This window comes from Paraburkholderia fungorum (assembly GCF_046027605.1).
In the GTDB taxonomy this organism is placed as follows: Bacteria; Pseudomonadota; Gammaproteobacteria; order Burkholderiales; family Burkholderiaceae; genus Paraburkholderia; species Paraburkholderia fungorum_F.
Genome location: NZ_JAQQEF010000002.1, coordinates 107564 through 125957 on the forward strand (window position 1 = coordinate 107564; position 18394 = coordinate 125957).

The 18394-nt window shown below is 62.8% G+C and carries 15 protein-coding genes and 1 pseudogene; 5 read left to right on the forward strand and 11 right to left on the reverse strand.

What is annotated here, in order from left to right:
- Nucleotides 1-168 precede the first annotated feature (168 nt).
- Nucleotides 169-1095, forward strand: coding sequence for an ornithine cyclodeaminase family protein (locus PQR53_RS03865; RefSeq protein WP_408451267.1), 927 nt, complete (start codon nt 169-171; stop codon nt 1093-1095).
- 72 nt (nt 1096-1167) lie between these two features.
- Here PQR53_RS03865 and PQR53_RS03870 read toward each other — a convergent pair whose 3' ends face one another.
- The 9 genes from PQR53_RS03870 to PQR53_RS03910 all read right to left on the reverse strand — a co-directional run bounded on the left by PQR53_RS03870 (nt 1168) and on the right by PQR53_RS03910 (nt 12060).
- A complete protein-coding gene (locus PQR53_RS03870; protein ID WP_408451268.1) occupies nt 1168-1908 on the reverse strand; it encodes a TerC family protein in 741 nt (246 codons plus the stop codon).
- A gap of 14 nt (nt 1909-1922) precedes the next feature.
- Nucleotides 1923-3488 carry a hypothetical protein gene (locus tag PQR53_RS03875; RefSeq protein ID WP_408451269.1) on the reverse strand — a complete coding sequence of 522 codons (1566 nt, stop codon included), beginning with the start codon at nt 3486-3488 and terminating at the stop codon, nt 1923-1925.
- A gap of 244 nt (nt 3489-3732) precedes the next feature.
- On the reverse strand, nt 3733-4767 hold the full coding sequence (locus PQR53_RS03880) for a 2Fe-2S iron-sulfur cluster-binding protein (protein ID WP_408451270.1): 1035 nt from the start codon (nt 4765-4767) through the stop codon (nt 3733-3735).
- 17 nt (nt 4768-4784) lie between these two features.
- Complete coding sequence (locus tag PQR53_RS03885) at nt 4785-5264, reverse strand: heme-binding protein (protein ID WP_179740738.1); 480 nt, start codon at nt 5262-5264, stop codon at nt 4785-4787.
- 64 nt (nt 5265-5328) lie between these two features.
- Nucleotides 5329-6783 carry an aldehyde dehydrogenase family protein gene (locus PQR53_RS03890; protein ID WP_408451271.1) on the reverse strand — a complete coding sequence of 485 codons (1455 nt, stop codon included), beginning with the start codon at nt 6781-6783 and terminating at the stop codon, nt 5329-5331.
- A gap of 103 nt (nt 6784-6886) precedes the next feature.
- Nucleotides 6887-7618: an iron-containing redox enzyme family protein gene (locus PQR53_RS03895; RefSeq protein ID WP_408451272.1), complete on the reverse strand. Its 732-nt coding sequence runs from the start codon at nt 7616-7618 to the stop codon at nt 6887-6889.
- A 117-nt stretch (nt 7619-7735) separates the two neighbouring features.
- Complete coding sequence (locus tag PQR53_RS03900) at nt 7736-8830, reverse strand: porin (RefSeq protein WP_408451273.1); 1095 nt, start codon at nt 8828-8830, stop codon at nt 7736-7738.
- A 298-nt stretch (nt 8831-9128) separates the two neighbouring features.
- Nucleotides 9129-10442, reverse strand: coding sequence for an MFS transporter (locus PQR53_RS03905; protein ID WP_408451690.1), 1314 nt, complete (start codon nt 10440-10442; stop codon nt 9129-9131).
- 64 nt (nt 10443-10506) lie between these two features.
- Nucleotides 10507-12060, reverse strand: a complete 1554-nt coding sequence (locus tag PQR53_RS03910) for an amidase (protein ID WP_408451274.1) — start codon at nt 12058-12060, stop codon at nt 10507-10509.
- 399 nt (nt 12061-12459) lie between these two features.
- On the opposite strand from PQR53_RS03910, the gene PQR53_RS03915 reads away from it, so the two are divergent.
- The 4 genes and pseudogenes from PQR53_RS03915 to PQR53_RS03930 all read left to right on the forward strand — a co-directional run bounded on the left by PQR53_RS03915 (nt 12460) and on the right by PQR53_RS03930 (nt 16369).
- Nucleotides 12460-13599 carry an ABC transporter substrate-binding protein gene (locus tag PQR53_RS03915; protein WP_408451275.1) on the forward strand — a complete coding sequence of 380 codons (1140 nt, stop codon included), beginning with the start codon at nt 12460-12462 and terminating at the stop codon, nt 13597-13599.
- Nucleotides 13600-13601: 2 nt separating this feature from the next.
- On the forward strand, nt 13602-15398 hold the full coding sequence (locus PQR53_RS03920) for a diguanylate cyclase domain-containing protein (protein ID WP_408451276.1): 1797 nt from the start codon (nt 13602-13604) through the stop codon (nt 15396-15398).
- 61 nt (nt 15399-15459) lie between these two features.
- Nucleotides 15460-15930: pseudogene (locus PQR53_RS03925) on the forward strand (GntR family transcriptional regulator); the annotation flags it as partial.
- A 100-nt stretch (nt 15931-16030) separates the two neighbouring features.
- Nucleotides 16031-16369 carry a hypothetical protein gene (locus tag PQR53_RS03930; RefSeq protein WP_408451277.1) on the forward strand — a complete coding sequence of 113 codons (339 nt, stop codon included), beginning with the start codon at nt 16031-16033 and terminating at the stop codon, nt 16367-16369.
- Between the two features lie 11 nt (nt 16370-16380).
- Here the strand turns inward: PQR53_RS03930 and PQR53_RS03935 are convergent, their stop codons facing one another.
- Nucleotides 16381-17514, reverse strand: a complete 1134-nt coding sequence (locus tag PQR53_RS03935) for an alpha-D-ribose 1-methylphosphonate 5-triphosphate diphosphatase (protein WP_408451278.1) — start codon at nt 17512-17514, stop codon at nt 16381-16383.
- 107 nt (nt 17515-17621) lie between these two features.
- A complete protein-coding gene (gene phnL / locus PQR53_RS03940; RefSeq protein ID WP_408451279.1) occupies nt 17622-18389 on the reverse strand; it encodes a phosphonate C-P lyase system protein PhnL in 768 nt (255 codons plus the stop codon).
- Nucleotides 18390-18394 lie beyond the last annotated feature (5 nt).

The window sequence follows — 18394 nt, forward strand, 5'->3', positions numbered from 1 at the left end:
AGTCATCGAGCGCTTTCGCGCCATCGATTTCGAATGTTGAGTTGACTAAAGTATACCGTATACTCAAATTGTGCGGTGTGCATTGTATCGATCGCATTACGCAGTCATCGCCGCAAACCTGAAGTCCTACCCATCCGATCCGACAACGCTGACAAGGAACCACGACCCATGATTCATCTGAACGATCGACAGATCGACGAACTGATCGATCTCGAGCAAGCCATTCCCGCCCTCGACGACGCGTTCCGGCAACTCGGCCGAGGCGAGGCCGCGGTGCAACGCCGCGTCAGAACCGAAGCAAACGGCGTAAAACTGTCGACGCTCGGCGCGGTTGTGCCGGGCGCCGAGGTCGCGGGCGCGAAGGTCTACACGACGATCGCCGGCAAATTCAACTTCTCGATCGTGCTTTTTTCCACCTCGGACGGCAGCCTGCTGGCCACACTCGATGCGAATGCGCTGACGCGCCTGCGCACGGCGGCAACCACCGCGATCGCGGTACGCGCGCTCGCTCGGCCGGCCGCGACGAGCGCGGCGATCTTCGGCACGGGCGTGCAGGGCGCAGCGCACGCGCATGCGCTGGCAAGGTTCACGACGCTGCAATCGCTGCATATCGTCGGACTGGAAGGCAGCGATGCACTCGCGGCGGAGCTGAACGCCCGCTATGGGGCGCGGGGCTTTAGCGCGCAGGCCTCGCAAGCCCAGGAGGCCGTCGCGCAAGCCGACGTGATCGTTACGGCAACACGCGCAACGGGTCCGCTATTCGACGGCCACGCCGTCAAGCCAGGCGCGTTGATCGCGGCGATCGGTTCCAGCTTGCCGACCACCCGCGAACTCGACGACGCGACCCTTGCGCGGGCCGCACGCATCGTCGTCGAATTGCGCGAGCAGGCGAGAGAAGAGGCGGGCGATCTCGTGCAGGCCGCGCCAGGTATCGTCGACTGGACGGCCGTGGTGGAACTGGGCGACGTGCTCGAAGGAAAAGCCGCCGGCCGCGAGCGCGACGAAGACGTGATCGTCTATAAGGCTGTCGGCATCGGTTTGCAGGATGTGGCGCTGGCCGGTCTCGCGTATCGCACCTATCTCGCGAGCCGCTGACTCGGATGCTCCGATGCCGCGCCGAGGGGCGCGGCGTCATCTGATGCGAGCCGATGCGTCTGCGCCGATGTGTCAGCTTTCGCACTGGCGCCGCGTGCCGAGGCGACCGGCAAGCGGAACCCCTGCGGCGACGAGCACACACAATGCGATCCGTAGCGCGTTGCCACCGGCGCTGTCACCGGCTACGGCGGCCCACATCTGCCGCAGCGCGCCGCTCACCTGCGAATCCGCCAGCAGCATCTCGCCAGCGATCCATCCGAGGAGTGCCGCTCCCGCATAAGTGAGCAGCGGAAACCTGCCGAGAAGTTTCAGCATGAGTGTGCTGCCCAATGCGATCACCGGCGCGCCGGCCGCGAGTCCGGCCAGCACCACCAGCATGCGTGACGATTGCGGCAGCGCTTCGGCGATCGCCGCCGTTGCGAGGCCGTTGTCCAGACTCATCGAGAGATCGGCGACCAGGATCACGACGATGGCGCGCCACAGCGCCGTCGAGCGGCCCGCGCTGGTTTCGCCGTCGCCGTCATCGGTTCGCAGCAGCTGGATACCGATCCACACCAGCAATAGCGCGGCTATCACGTGCATGTAGGGGATCGCGAGCAGAAAGCCGATCGCGTAGATCATCGCTAGGCGCAGCACGATGCCCAGACTCGTGCCGATCCACACGCCGAGCCGCCGCTGCGTTGCCGGCAGCGAACGGCATGCCATTGCAATGGCGATCGCGTTGTCTCCACCGAGCAGAACGTTGATGAAGACGATCTGCAGGATCGCCATGCCCTCATGCATGAGTTGCGGTGAAACGAAGTTCAATTCCATGCCGGCGCGACCGCTCAACTGATCGAAACCGCGACCAGCGTGGCCACCACCAGACCGCATACGACAGGCAGGAACAGCACCCGCACGGCCTCGAGGACAGGGACGCGCGCGAAGCCCGTGACCGCAATCAGCGACGACCACGCGACCAGCGTGCCACCGCCCGTCCATACCGCGCCCATCTGTCCGATCGCGGCGAGCGTGGCGGCCGGCATATGAACCATCGGCGCCAATGCACCCGACAACGATCCTGTCAGCGGCAAGCCGGCGAACCCCGAACCGTCGATGCCGGTAATCATGCCCATCAGCAGCACGCCGAACGAAACGAACAACGGGCTCTTCGGGATCAACTGGCTACAGGCCTGCACGAGTTCGAACAGGAACGACGGCACGTGCGCACCGGGCGCGATGCCGAGAATGGAACCGGCCGTACTGCTGTCGCCGACGAAGAAGAAGCCCGCGATCGGCAGCACGGCGCCCATTGCCTTGAAGGCAAACACCAGGCCGTCGATGATGTGCTCTGCAGTCCGGTCCAGAAAGCCTTTGCGGCCACGCGAAAGCGTCGCGAGCATCATCAGCACGGCTGCCATGCCGCCGATCAGCGCGGCGGCGTCGCCGCCGCGTATCACTTCCGCGCCGATCATGTGGGGACTCGTCATCACCACGACGACCGCGAGGAAGGCCAGCGGCGTCACCACGGAGAACACTTTCGACCACATCTCGCGGCGATCCAGTGGCGTGGCCTGCGCAATGCCGCTCAAAGGCAGCGCCGCTGCCGCGCCGGCGGCGAGGGGCGCATGAAACAGTTCGTCGGGCGCGCCGCTGGTGCCGCGCGCCAGTTCGACCTTCGCGAAACTGCCCTGGTGCTCCTCGGCGGGTGAGACGCCCGCCGGCACGCCCGTTTCCCACGCGATCAGATTCGCGGTGCCGGGCGCCTTCACGTTCTTGCGGACGAGGAACAGATACGTCAGACCGAGCGCGACGGCGCCGACCACGATCGACAAAGTGAACGCCATGTTCGCGACCGACAGCATGTCGGCGCCCGCTGCCTTCGCGCTAATCCCGGGCGCCACCTTGATGACGTAATCGGACGAAAGCGCCATGCCTTGACCCGCAATGGCGATCGCGGCAGCGGCGCCGAGCGGCGGCAGTCCGGCATACACGGCGGCTGGAATCAGAATGGCGCCGACCAGCGGCACGGCGGGCGTGGGCCAGAAGAACAGCGAAATCAGGTAAGTAATGAGCGCGAGAATGAAGAACGCGACATGGCCGTTCACCATGATCCGTTTGAATGGTTTCACCATCCGCACGTCGGCGCCGAGTTCGCGCAAGCCGTTAAGTAACGCGGTCATCAGCGCGATGACGAGAAAGATGTTGAAGAGTTCGTGCGCCGCAGTCAGGCTGCCCATGAAGATGGCCTGAAGACCGACTAGCAGTTTCCCTGAGAAGGCGAACGCGACCGCGAACGTGGCGAGGATGGCCGGAACGACGACATTGGCACGGAAAATCATGGTCGCGATAATCGCGACCACGCCCACGAGATAACAGTAGTGGGCTAGGGTGAGTGATGCAACGGGATGCATGAAATCCTCGGCTCTGTATGTGGGGCGATGGATGGGGGCTTTTGCGAGACTATATTCACCAGCGGTTTTTCAAAAAAAATCTGCGGTACTTTTTCATGCACGATTCGCGTGGCCGAACATTTCATTTGGTAAGGATGGCGAAATGGTGCGCACGTATGAACTGCGTCAATAACCAGCGCCGATGAGATCGCTTCCGGACCTCAGGGGCCGCCCGGTAAAGGGCGGCGGCGCGCTGCCTCAACGTCTAAAGCCCGGCGGATGACGTCTGTGCGACGCCGGCGTCCGCGTGGTGGAAGCTGAAACCATCCGAATAGAAGTAACGCACGCTCGCGCCATGGTCGACAAAGACACGCTTCGCGTCGGCGATCATGTCCGGTGAACCACACAGGTAGAGCGCGTGTTCCGACAGGTCGGGACAGGCCGCGACGACCGCCTGCTGCACGTAGCCCCGTGCGCCGTCCCACGTGTCGTCGGCGCGTGACAGCACCGGCGTGTACGTGAAGTCGGGATAGCGCGTGGCGAGTTCCGTAAGCGCGTCGTGCAAATACAGATCGGCGAGGCTGCGGGCGCCCCAGAACAGCGCCACGGGCGGGCAACCCGGATCGGGCAGCATCTGCTCGAGCATGCTCTTGAGCGGTGCGATGCCCGTGCCGGTCGCGACCATCAGAAGCGGGCGAAAGTCCTCTTCGTGATAACCAAAACCGCCGAGCGGCAGTTCAACGTCGAGTTGATCGCCGGCTCGCAGGTTGGCAAGCAGCTGGCCGGTGAAATAGCCGCCCTCAATACAACGGATGTGAAAGTCCGCCGTGGCCGCGCCGGGACTGGATGCCATCGAAAAGCTTCTTGCGCCGGCCTCGCCTAACAGTACCCGCATGTACTGGCCGGGGCGAAAGTCGAACGGCGCGGCACCATTTATCGAGAGCGTGAGTTTGACCACGTCATGAGCGAGCAGCTCCAGCGCTTCGACCGTCGCGCGGCGGCGAATGGGCGCGACGGGCGAGGCGAGCGGCCGGTCGGTGCTGATGCGCAGATCGGCGGTGGGCCGTGCCTGACAGGCGAGCGCATAGCCCGCGGCTGCTTCTTCCGGCGCGAGCCCCAGGGGTTGCTCGTCGTACTGCACGCGTCCCTCGACGAGTTTCACGCGGCACGTACCGCAGCCGCCGAACCGGCATTCCGACGGCAGCGGCACGCCGGCGCGCAGCGCGGCGTCAAGCACGGTTTCCGATGAAGAAGCCTCGAAGCTGCGGCCTTCCTCGATCCATGTCACCTGATAGTTCACAATGCCGCCCCTCGCGTTTAAAGCTTGATGTCGCTCTGAACCAGCACTTCACGGTTCGTGTCGCGTAGCAGATCGCGCAAGGCGGCCAGTCCGGCGAGACCGGCAGCGGTGTCCTGTTCGCCGTTGCCGCCGGACAGGCCAATGCCGCCCACCACCTGGTTGTCGACCACGATCGGAAAGCCGCCGACGAAGGCTGCGAATTTCCCCTCGAAGCTCCACTGAATCCCGAAAGCTTCATTGCCAGGCAGCGCCGGACCGTTGGGCGGCGTGGTGAAAAGGTGAGTAGAGCGCTTGTGGCCGGCGGCGGTGAATGCCTTGTTCCAGGCGATCTGCGGACCGGTAATGCGGCCTCCGTCCATCCGTTCGAGCGCAAGCGGAAAGCCGCCTTCATCGACGACACAGACGGACTCGAGTACGCCGATCTCCGTGGAACGGGCAATGGCGGCCTGGATCATATGGCGAGCTTCAGCGAGCTCGAGTTTGAAAAATGCTTTCATGGTTTGCGAATGTGAAGAGGTTGTCGGTCATGCCGCTGTTGCGGATGCTTTGCCGGTCATGTGCTTACACGCCGCGATAGACGGTCTTGGTCTGCAGATAAAACGCCAGACCCTCGCGGCCGGATTCGCGAAACGTCGCAGTGCTTGAATTCTTCAGTCCGCCGAACGGTGCATTGATCAGATTGCCGGTGGTGGTGCGGTTGATCTTCACCGTGCCGGCCGCGATGTCTTCCGCGAAGCGGTGCATCAGCTTCGGATCGCGCGTGACGAGCGCGGCGGACAGTCCGTATTCCGTGTCGTTTGCCACCGAGATGGCGTCGGCATAGTCGTCGACGTCGATGATCGCAATGACCGGACCGAAGATTTCCTCGCGTGCGATGCGGGCGGTTCGCGCGACGTCGGTAAACACGGTGGGCTCGACGAAAAAGCCGTGGCCAAAGTCGCCACTTGTGATCCGGTTGCCGCCGCTCACGAGCGTCGCTTCGCGCTTGCCGATTTCGATGTAATCGAGCACGGTGCGCAATTGACCTTCCGTGGCGAGCGGGCCGATCTCGGTGCCGGGCGTCATGCCATCGCCAATCTTCAGCGCCCGGGCCTTTTCAACCAGCCGCGCGATGAAAGCCTGCTTCACCTGTGCGGTAACCAGCACGCGGCTCGTGCCGGTGCACGCCTGGCCGGTCAGGGAAAAGCCGCCTTTCACGGTGAGGTCGACGGCGCGTTCCACGTCCGCATCGTCGAGCACGATCAGCGGATTCTTGCCGCCCAACTCCATCTGGGTACGCGTCGACATCGCTGCGGCGCGGTGAATCTGTTCGCCGGCCGACGTCGAGCCTGTGAATGAAATCGCGCGGATTTCAGGCGCTGCGACGATAACCGGTCCCACTTCGCTCGATTTGCCCGTCACGAAGTTCAGTACGCCTTTCGGAATGCCGGCTTCCACGAAGGCTTCGGTCAGCCGAAGTCCGCTGAGCGGTGCATCGGACGACGGTTTGAACACCACGGTATTGCCGCACACGAGCGCCGGCACGATTTTGCGAGCGGGGATCGAGACAGGAAAATTCCACGGCGAAATCACCGTCACCACGCCGAGCGGCTCGCGCAATGTGTAGACGGTCATGTCCGGATCGTCGTTAGGAAAGGTTTCGCCGCCGAACGATTGCGCCTCGATCGCGTAATAGCGAATGGTTTGTGCGGAGCGCAGGAACTCGTCTTTCGCGAGGCTTTTCTGTTTGCCTTCTTCGCGCGTCAGTTCTTCCGCGAATCGCTCAGCGTGCTGCTCGAGGTACGTGGCCGCATTCAGCAGAATCTTCGAGCGTGCCGAAGGCGACAGTTTTTTCCACTGCGCGAATGCGCCCGCCGCCGCTTTGACGGCAGCTGTCGCATCGGCGGCGCTGGAGGCCTGAAAGCGGCCTACGACGTCGCGCGTGTCGGCGGGATTGAGATTGTCGAAGGTCGCGCCGCTCAGGCTTGCGCACCATTCGCCGTCAATGTAGTTCAGATACGTTTGAACGTTTGTCATGAAATACCGGCCCTGCAAGAAAAGAAGCAAATGCCCGCCGTCGACGCCGTGGCGCTATGCCGGCGACCTTGGCGGGTCGTTGTGCTGTACCGAGTGCGCGAACTCAGGCGGCCATGCCGAGTTCAGGAAGCGGGATTTCCTTTTCGACGTAGTCGTAATAGAGCGCTGTCGTATAGAGCAGGCGCATCTGCGCACCGACCTCGCAGATCTTCAGGCAACGTTGCTGCAATTCCGGCGTGTTCGCGTGTTCGAGCACGATCTGGTAGCCACGCTCGCCGTGGATTTCGTCGGAGACGATGTGCAGGTCGAAGAACTCGACTTCTTCGTCGGTGAATTTGTATTGCTCCCGCAGCGTCGGTGTCTGCTTGCGATAGATCGACGGTACCTGCGATTCCAGGCCGACCACGAGCGCCGCGACCGCGACCACCGGATCTTCGCGCATGGCCACGGAATAGCACCAGCCCTGCAAGCCGCGCGTGGTAGGCGACATGTTGTCCGGATTGACAACGCGTTCACGGGTGGTGCCGCAGGCTTCGGCAAAGCGGATCAGCAGATCCGTGTGACGATCACCGCCGATCTCTTCTTCGTACATGTTCGCCAGCAGAAAGTCTTTCGCCTCGGTCATGTGGTCGGGCGTGCGTGCGTACAGATACCCGAGGTAATCGGCGAACGGGCCAACGTAGTGGTAATGGTTTTCGGCCCAGCGCGCGAGATGAGTGCGCGAAAGCTTGCCGCTCGCCCATGCCACGCTGAACGGCGCCTGGTTGGCGCTCTTGCCCTTGATTGCCTGTTCGAGCGCCGCGCGAAACGCGTCGCGGTTCATCAGTTCTGCCATGTCTGACTCCTTCGATTGGTGGGATATCCGCGCTTGAAAAGCATGCGGCGCAGATATCAGTACACTGTATACAGAAATTTGCGATATGCCAAGTCGCGAAAAAAGTGTTTGCCGGCCTTAGAAGCTGTGGCGCAAACCGATGCCGAGAGCGCCCTGTTTGTTATTGCTCGAGGCGGCGATGAATTGCGTTACCTGGGCGAACTGCGCGTCACTGAAGGCGCGCTGGAAGGTCGCGAAGCCGTACAGTTGCGTGCGTTTGGACAGCGCGTAGTTGACGATGGCGTTGTACTGCAGGTAGCGCGGATCGGCATTGTTGGCATCGACCTGGCCGTCCGTGTAGGTCAAGCCCAGACCGGCGGACAAGGCCGGCGTGAAGTTGTAAAGCGCATTGACCTCGTAATTCATGAAGTGGACGTTCTGGCCTTCGAAACCCTGCTTGTAGCTCGCGCTAGTGATGTCGGCGCTGATCTTTGCCGGGCCGATCGTGTACGAGCCGCCGCCGCCGACCGTCAGGAATGAATGAGCGGCCAGCGCATACGAGCCGACCGCCGAGTTGGTCGATTTCCAGAATGTGCCCGGCGACAGATCACCTGGCTGCCTTGCATAGGTCATGCCGAAGCCGAGATACACGGGGCCGTTCGCATAGCTGCCGCCAAGGCTCCACATGCTGTCTTCGCCGAAACTGCCGGGCTGGCCGCCGAAGCTGTACATCACACTGCCGGTGAAGCCGCCGAAGCTGTTGCCGTAGCGCACCGAGTTGTTGACGCGCACGCCGCGGTTGGTCAGGTCCATGTCGCCGGGGTGTTCCATGTACACGGACCAGTCGGCGGCGGTCAGCTGCGCGACGTAATCGACCATCGACTCATACTGCCGGCCGAGCGTCAGCCGCCCATAGCGGTCGTTCTCGATGCCGACGTAGGCCTGTCGCCCGAACATCAGCCCGCCCTGGCCCAAGGAGCCGTCCGTAATGTCGAAGCCGTTCTCCAGGCGGAAGATCGCCCGCGTGCCGCCGCCGAGATCTTCCGAGCCGACGAAGCCGACCCGGCTTCCGCGCGTGGCGCCGCTGCCCATGGCCCACGTTTTTCCGCCGCCCTGGTTGGTCGTATAGGCGACCGATCCGTCGATAAGACCATATAGCGTGACGCTGCCTTGAGCGTGAGCGGTGACCGAGAGGGAGGCAAGCGCGGCGGCAGTGCAGATACTCTTTTTCATCAAAGTCGTTCCTGTTATGGGCTCTCGCCGTTCCCGGGCGAGGGCGAAGCGTTGCACGAGGGGTGTGAATCCAACAGCAGTATGCTGTATACAAAAATACGAAATACTTTTTTGCGGTGGAATTTTGTCGTCTTTTTAATCGGGGTGGTTCAGAGGACGCGAATGGCTGCTGTGGCGTGCCGGCGCCCTGCTACAACAGCGCAGACCGGACCGGTCCGCGGTACTGAATGCCGGCTTGGCGCCGGCAATTAAATCCAGGGGTGAGCGGCGCCCATAGGGCGCCTAATCGATGGCGTGCTCAGCCCGGGCGTTTCTGCGCCGCGCGCGCGGCTTCGGGTTCACTAGCGAGCTCGCGTTCGATGTCCGCGCCCACATCGTCCAATGCGACGCCGTTCGTTTCGGGCAGTAACCACGCCGTTGCGATCACGCAGCAATAGCCGACGCCCGCGACGGCCGGAATCGCCAGTCCTAGCGACAGGCGCCCGGTGCTCAGCCAGCCGGCCGCGAACGGAAAAAGCGAGCCGATCACCCGGCCGACGTTGTAGGCCACGCCATAACCTGTCGCGCGGATCGCATTCGGGTAGGTCTCCGAGATGGTCGCGGCGACACCCGAGAACATGCCTTGCATCAGCACCCCGAGCAGAAAGCCGAGCAGTAGCATGACGGTGTTCGAGGCCGGAATCACCATATAGGCGAGGCTCATCGTAAAGGCGCCGGCCGCGAAGATGATGTACGTCATGCGACGGCCGATGCGGTCCGACGAAAAAGCGCCGAGCACATAGCCGACGAAGGAGCCGAGGATCATCACCGTCAGGTAGGCGCCGGTGCCGAAGATCGAGAGGCCGCGCTCCGCTTTTAGCCACGTCGGCATCCAGGTGGCGATCGCGTAGTAGCCGCCCAGCATGCCGCCGGACAGCAGACTGCACAGGATGGTTTTACCCAGCAGTGGCCGGCTGCATACCTGGCGCAGCGCGCTGGTGGCGTGCGCCGCGCCGCGGCTTTCAAGCGAGCGCGAGAACAGTTCGGGTTCCTGCAGATTTCGGCGCAGATAAATGACGAGCAACGCCGGCAGAACACCGATGAAAAAGCAGATGCGCCACGCCCATTGCGCGGGCACCAGCGTGAAAAGCGTGCTGTAGACGATCGCCGCGGCGGCCCAGCCGAATGAATAGCTGCTCGCGGTAAATCCTGAATATTTGCCGCGATGCGCCGGATTTTTGATCATCTCGGTGACAAGCACCATGCATAGCGACGATTCGCCACCGAAGCCGAGTCCCTGCACCATCCGCAGTATCGTGAGCTGCGTCGGCGAATTGGCCAGCCCGCACGCGAAACATGAGAAGGCAAACAGGACGATGGTCCAACGCAGGATGCGTACGCGTCCATAGCGGTCCGCCAACAGTCCCGCGCCGATCGCGCCGACCAGCGAAGCGATCAGCGTCCACGTGACGATGCTGCCCGCTGTCGCCTTGCTCATGTGCCAGGTCTGGACCAGTACCGGAATCAGAAACGAATAGATCATGAAGTCGTACACGTCGACGGCGTGACCGGTGAATGCCCCGGCAAACGCCTTCTTTTCGTTTCTTGACAGTGACTCGAACCAGACCATGATGCATGTTCCCCCGTGGCGAAAAATCGCGTTGATTGCGTGAGCCGTGTTGCAGCGTGACTGATGGCTAGGCTGGCAGATGAGTGGGCAGATCAGCCGACTGAGCAGCCGGCAGATGAGCGGCCGGCGGCACGAAGCGATAGCCGGCCTCTTCGAGCAGCCGGGCGACCCGCAACGAGCGCAAATCGTGGTAAAGCGGTGCGACGATCTGCACGCCGACCGGCAGGCCGGCCGCCGTGGTGCCGGCTGGCGCCACCGTCGACGGCAAACCGCAGAGTCCCGAATGGCCCGCCCAGAAGAGCTGGGTGGTCAGCGGCTGTTGCCTGCCGTTTACGGTCAGCGTGCGTTGCCACGGCGCGCCGGTTTCGTCGAGCGGGAACGCCGCGGTTGCCGCGACGGGGCAGAGCAGCACATCGATATCCTCGAACAGTCGGCGCCATGCCGCGCAAAACATCTCGCGCAGAGTTTGCAGATTCAGCCAGTCGCGATGACGCAATGCGGTCCCGACGTATTGAAGGCCGGCGTAGCTGTGGTCTCCGGGAGTCACCGATTCGCTCGCGGCAAGCGCGGCCGCGAAGGCGTTGTCGTCCAGGTAGTGCGAGGTCGAAGCACGCAGAAGCAACGTGTAAGTACGCAGCAATTGCGCCGCGTCGAGCGCGGGGCGCGCGTTCCATACCACGTGTGCGCCTTCGCGTTCCAGCCATTTCGCCATCTCGACGATGCAGTGTTCGACTTCGCCGTCCACCTCCGCGAGTGGGTGATTGGGCAGCACGCCGAAGCGGAACGCACGCAGGTCCTTTTGTTCACACGGCGGCAGAACGAGACGCATCGGAGCGTATGGGTCGGGGGGGCCCGCGATCACATTCAGCACCGCTTCGAGGTCACGCGCTGATCGCGCAAGCGGACCGGCCACGTTGATATCGGGCACCGCAACCCCGCCCGGCAGCCCATGTCCCTTGAGCGAGACGATGCCGTGCGTGCTCTTGTGCGAAAAGATGCCGCAATAATGCGCGGGATTGCGTATCGACGAGCCGACGTCCGAACCGACGTCGAAGAACGACATGCCGGCGCACACCGCGGCCGCGCTGCCGCCTGATGAACCGCCCGGGGTCCTCGCAAGGTCGCGTGGATTGCGAGTGGTGCCGTAAATGTCGTTGTAGCTTTGCCAGTCGCGCAGATAGATTGGCACGTTGGTTTTGCCGAGCAGCACGGCGCCGGCGTTGATCAATCGCTGCACCACGTCGGCGTGCGCGGTTGCGTAGTTGTTGCGATGAAGCGGATCGCCGAGCGTGGTCGGCCAGCCGCTGACGTCGAACGATTCCTTGATGGTAAAAGGAATGCCATGCAGCGGTCCGCGTGTTTTGCCGGCGTGCCGTTCATCGTCGAGCGTTCGCGCGGCGGCGTGCGCGGCGTCGAAGTCCGTTACAACGAGTGCGTTTAAACGAGGGTTGCTGGCAAGAAACGCCGTTTCGCATTCGGACACGAGCATCGCGGCGTCCACGTTGCCGGTCCGCATGGCGTCGGCCGCCTGGCCAATCGTTGCGTAGCGGTAGCCGGATGAAGTGAGCGCCTGAGCGGTCGGATCGGCAGGGGGGACCTGCGTCGACAGGGGGTCGGTCATAGAGGCGGTGACTTACGGTTGGGAAGTATTCTGTATACCGTCATCCGCCAAATTTCCTTTGTCAAGCGATAAGAGGCGATCAAGGCCGCGAGTTTCGGTTCGCGGAGTCCGCATTTCGAATGTTTCCTCGACTCATTCGGTTAAAGATCGCACGAAACCGACCGTTATAAAGGTCAGCGCGAGATGAGCGCGTGGGTGCATGCCAGCAGCGTATTCCTGCCGACCCCGGCGAGGCCCGACAAAAAACGCCCTGCGTAGCGCTATCATCGATACGCTGCGTGCAAGCCGCGCAGGGCAAGCGATATCTGTCTGAACAAAGTCATCGAGTACCGCGCTCGCGGGTAAGCGCCGCGCGCCTGTCTGCGCTCGTCGTAGCAGCCTTCTGCTAAGTGGTGTTATATGCACGTGATTTTTACAGCAGATGAAATGCGCGGTTTCAATTCGCCGTTCCGGTGCCGCGTCGCAACCGCTGCGGTTCGCGGAAATTCGCCACGCCGTGGCGGCTTTTTGACGTTACTGATAAGCGCCGTTTTCTGCTGTAGCCTTTTATCGTCCGTGCCGGTTGCGGCCGCCGAAAGAATCCTGCGTGTACTGGCGTGGCCTGGTTATGCGGACGCCGACGTCGTGAAGACTTTCGAAGCACGCTATAACGCGAAGGTCGAAGTCACGCTGGTCGATTCCGACGAGGCCCTGTGGGCGCAGATGCATACCCAGGGTACGCCGCCGTTCGATGTGCTCGCCGCCAATACCGCTGAAATCCAGCGCTATACCCGCGCGAATCTGCTGGCGCCGCTCGATCCCGCCAGTCTGCCGAATACCAAAAGGCAGATGCCGCGTTTTCGGGCAGTGTCGTCGATCGAAGGGTTGACCTCGGCGGGCAAGGTGTACGCCATTCCGTTCACGTATTCGTCGATGGGGCTGATCTATGACCGTAAGCAGATCGCCGTTGCGCCGCGCTCGATGCGCGAGTTGTGGAACCCGCGCTACCGCGGCAAAGTGCTCGACTTCAACAGCGCCCAACATAATTTCTCGTTCGCCGCACTGGCGCTGGGCTACCCGCATCCGTTCCAGCTGGACGCCGCGCAGATGCGCGTGATCGCTCAAAAGCTCGTCGATTTGCGCCGCAACCTGCTGACCTATTACACGTTGCCGGAAGAAGCGACCGCGTTTTTCATCCAGCATAAAGTGGCCTTGATGTTCGGTAACTATGGCACCCAGCAGGTCGAATCGCTGCGCCGCGCCGGTGCGGATGTGGGCTACGTGATTCCCGATGAAGGTGCGCTCGCGTGGCTGGACTGCTGGTCGATGACGCGCTCGGCAACAGATCGCCCGCTCGCGCTTGCGTGGATCAACTACATGCTTGAACCGGACGTCAGTGCGTTGTTGACGCAACGTCAGGGGCTTGCCAATACGTTGACGGCGCCTGCCGAAAGCCGCGACAACGCGCACATCGTCTGGATCGGACCGGTGGAAGACATTCAGCGGCGCGAGGACCTGTGGCGCAGAATCGTATCCGGCGACCGCTCGGAGCGTTTCTGAAGATGCGCCCCGGCCTGACAATCAAGTTATCGATCCTGCTTGCGTGCATCGGCGTGCTCGCGTCCGGCGCGACCGGTTATTACGCGTACCGTGCGAACCGCACGATGCTCGTGAGCGAAGCCGAACGCAGCCTGCTGACGTCAACTGAATTGCTGGGCCAGCGTTTTTCCGTCGCGATCGACGACGTCGCCGCGGACGCGCTGGTGCTCGCGAGCTTGCCTTCTTCGGCGCGCGTCGCGCAGACCGACGACGGCTCTGGCGCGAATGCGTCGCGCGAACGGCTGGCGCAGGTGTATGCCAGCTTCATGGTTCACCACCCCGAGTACCTGCAAATCCGTTTGATTACCCGTCAGCACCACGGCCTCGAGCTGATTCGTTTCGACCGCGACGCGGACGGCCTTGTGCGGGTCGAAGGAAAGAATTTGCAGGAAAAAGGCCAGTTCGCGTATGTGTTCGACACGCTGGCGTTCTCGCCCGGCCGAATTTATTCGTCGCCGATTCTGGTCAATCACGAGTACGGTGCGCATGCGGCCGAGGGCAAACCGACGCTGCGGCTCGGCACGCCGGTGGCGAGCGCGAGTGGCGCGGTGGTGGGCGTGATCGTTATCGACGTCGATCTGGCCGGTTTGTTCAAACGTTTGCAGAGCGATTTGCCAAGCGACTATCAGGTCTATCTGGCCAACGAATGGGGTGACTTTCTGGTCCATCCGGATGCCTCGAAAACATTCGGCTTCGACAGGGGTCGACGCTTCCTGATGCAGGACAGCTTCTCTGTCACCAAGCCGCTCTTTGAGCAATCGCAAAGCGAAGAGCTGGTGAACGGTCTTGCATACCCGCGGCAGGCGGCCGGTCAGGTGCTCGCTTTCGTACGCAGACCGTTCGGCGCGTCCGAGGGCAACCGCTTTGTCGTGCTCGGCCTCGCCAAGCCGCTCGCTCATGTATTGTCCGGCGCCCACCTGCTGGGTGACAGCATTATTCGCATGGTGATGGTTTTCAGCGTGTTGGCGCTGTTCCTGGCGGTTCTGTTCGCCCGTGCGCTGACAAAGCCTTTGCACAGCCTCGCGCACGCGGCCACGCATCTGTTCGCCGAGCACGCGATGGAAACGCTGCCGCTCAAACGTACCGACGAGATCGGCGTGCTGGCGCGCTGTTTCGATCGTCTGCGCCGGGAAATCAAATCGCAAATGGACGTGCTGCACAACAAGCAGCGCGAGCTCGTGCATCTTGCCACGCACGACGGGCTGACCGGCCTGCCGAACCGCATGTTGTTCATGCAGAAACTCGAGGCGGCGATCGAGGAAGCGACGCGGCGTAAGGAGCGGCTCGCCGTCCTGTTCGTCGACCTCGACCGCTTCAAGCAGATCAACGACCAGTTCGGTCATTCGATTGGCGACAAGGTGCTGGCCATCGTGGCGCAACGGCTCAAGCGCGTGCTTTGCACGGCGGATCTCGCGGCGCGCCTCGGCGGTGACGAGTTCATCGTGTTGATCGAAGGACCGCGTTCCGCGGAAGCCGCACCGGGGATTGCCGCGCGGATCATGGGCACGTTGAATGAAGAACTGCGGATCGACGGACAAAGCATGACGGTGGGCGCGAGCATTGGCATCAGTCAGTTTCCGGACGACAGCGCCACGGCGGAGGAACTGCTGTTCCACGCCGACGCTGCGATGTATGCGGCCAAATCCGGCGGGCGGTGTGCGTATCTGCGCTACCGGGATGTGATCGAGGCGCGGGAGCTGAAACAGTCGCAGGCGGGCGAAGGGGCAACGCACGGCCGCGAGGCGGAGCCGACTGCGTGACTTCCCCAACGCGCGGATTCATTGCGACGCGTCTATGGCTCCCCGCGCACGCTCTGCCTGAAGGGTGCGCGAAGGGCGCTTCATTCGCGAAGCGATCGAGACGGCGGTAGTGCGCAAGGCCGCCGTGTCGATCACCGACGAGCAATTGCAGGCCCTCGCCGACAATCTTCGCGACCAGAAGCTTGCGGCGAAATCGAACGACACCGCGGCTTTCCTCGCGCTCGACGAGGCATTTCATTACGCGATTGCCCAGGCGATCGACTGCACGGCGGCATGGGAAACGATTCAGGACATCAAGGCGCAGATGGATCGGGTGCGCTATTTGAGTTTGCCTGACGTATCGCCGCTCGATCTGCTGATCAAGCAGCACGCGAAAATTCTCGCGGGTCTTCGCGCGCACGACCCGAGCGGCGCCGAAGAGGCGATGCGCAGCCACTTACGCGAGATTCTGATGTCGCTCGGTCCGATTGCCGAGCGCAATCCAGCGTGGTTTGAAGCGGATGAACCGGAGCGCGTGCCGCTATCCACCTGACGTGGTGCGCTTTTGAATTGCAATCGATATGCTGCGGTGCAGCACGTTACGTGCTTTTCGGCTATAGTCGGGTTACGGCATATGTCCAGAGAGGTACAGAATGTACGACGCCGAAATCGCCGCCACCCTCCTGAATCGTTGGGCCACCCGTTCCTCTACGACTGACTTCGCCGCCTATCTCGAGTTACTGCGCGAAGGCAACCTCAGTTTCACCTTTCAATCCGGACACGTGCGCGAGGTCGGCATTGAAGCGGGCCTCGAAGCGGGCATTGAAGCCGGCGTCGAAGCGGGTACTGAAGCGGGGAGCGCATTCAATATCGAATCGCTGGTCTTTGGCGACGGCTCGCGCACGCTGCGCGTCGAAGCGCCCGACCAGACGCCTCGCTGGACGCGCTGGGCCGCGGTGGAACCGCTGCTGCCCGCACCCAGCGAGACATGAACACCTAAACGTCAGACGATCCGCACGCCGCCGCGATACGTCGCGCGCGGCACCGGCAGTGTGTCGAGCATCGTGACGCGCACGAAGTCCGCCCGCAAACCCGTTTCGATCGCCCCGCGGTCATGCAGGCCCGCCGTGCGAGCCGGCTCGGCCGAGACGGTTGCCATAGCGCGCGGCAGGGTCCAGCCGGCTTTACCGACCAGCTCGAACACGGCCGTCATCAAACTGGACGGCACGTAATCCGACGACAAAATATCGAGCAAATCGGCCTTCGCCAGTTCGAGCGCCGAGACGTTGCCCGAATGCGAGCCGCCGCGCACGATATTCGGCGCGCCCATGATGGTCGAAATACCGTGCTCGCGGGCTGCTTCGGCGGCGATGCGCGTGGTCGGGAATTCGGCCAGCACGATGCCTTCGGCCTTGGCCTGTTCGATGTGCTCGATCAACGTGTCGTCATGGCTCGCCACCGGAATGCCAAGCCGCTTGCAGCGCGCCACGATCTCGCGGCGGTGCGCATCGGCATAGCGTTCCTGCTCGACCGACAGCTCCACCAGCGCGGTCGCGACGTGTTCGTCAGTCAATTTGCCGTTGCGTTCCTGAAAGCGCCGCCATTGTTCGCGATCGTGCCATTGACGCTGGCCGGGCGTGTGATCCATCACCGACGCAAGCCGCAGCAACGGATGCGCGCACAACGAATCGAACACCTCGACCACGTCGGCGGTAGCGATTTCACAACGCAGATGCAGAAAGTGTTCGGCACGCAGCAGCTTGCGCTCGGAGAAGCGCGCGAGGGATTCGGCGCATTGCGTTTGCTGATCGCGCCCACGCAGCCCTACTTTCGAGCGTGAACCAATCGCGAGGGCGTCGAACACCGTGGTGATGCCGGCCGCCGCCACTTGCGCGTCGTGGATCACAAAAGCGGCATCGGTATTCCATTGGACGCCCGGACGCGGCGCCAGATGCTTCTCGAGGTTGTCCGTGTGCAATTCGATCAGACCCGGCAACAGATAGTCGCCGTCCCAATCTTCCGCTTCGAGCGCCGAGGTCGTGCCACGCTCGACGTCGCGAATCACGCCGTCTTCAATGCGTACCACGCCGGTAAATACTTCATCTCGCGTCACGATGCGAGCGTTCCTGATCAACATCGACTTGCTCCGTAGTCTGTCCCGGGCGTTACAGCGCAGTGCTTCGACCCGGTGTTTCAGCTCAGTGGTTCAGCTCACTGGTTCAGTTTAGTGCCGTTCCGTGCCGGTTAGTGACGCAGCGGCGGCTGAAGTTCGAGGCGGCGCGTGGCCACCTTGTTGCGAGTATCTTCGTCGTGAAAGATGCCGACGATCGCCGCGCCACGTTCGCGTGCCTCGACGATCAGATCGGCGACCACGTCGCGGTTCTCCGCGTCGAGCGAGGCCGTGGGCTCGTCGAGCAGCAGCAGCGGATGCCCGGCGATCAAGCCACGGGCGATGTTCACGCGCTGCTGTTCGCCGCCGGAGAAGGTGGCGGGCGCGAGCGACCACAGCCGCTCGGGCACGTTTAACCGCGCGAGCAGCGCAGCGGCGCGGGCACGGGCTTCGTCTTCCGCCACGCCGCGCGACAGCAGCGGTTCGGCGACGAGCGTCAGCGTCGGCACGCGCGGAATCACGCGCAGAAACTGGCTGACGTAGCCGACCACGCCGCGGCGCAGACGCAGCACGTCGTGCGGCTCGGCGCCGGTGAGCGACACCGGCTGTCCGTCATCCGCCGCCGCGTCGCGAATCGCAATGGAGCCTGTACTGGCCAGATAGTTGCCGTACAAACAGCGCAGCAGCGTACTCTTGCCGGCGCCTGACGGCCCGACCAGCACGACACACTCGCCACGTTCGACATTGAGCGACACACCCGCGAGTGCTTCGATCTGGACGCCGCCCTGGCCGTGCAACGTGAAGGTCTTGCCGATGCCGACCGCGCGCAGCATCAGTGCATTGTTTTCGATGAACGCGCGTTCAGCGGCGTGTGATTCCTTGCTTGTTTCAATGGATCGCATTGTGA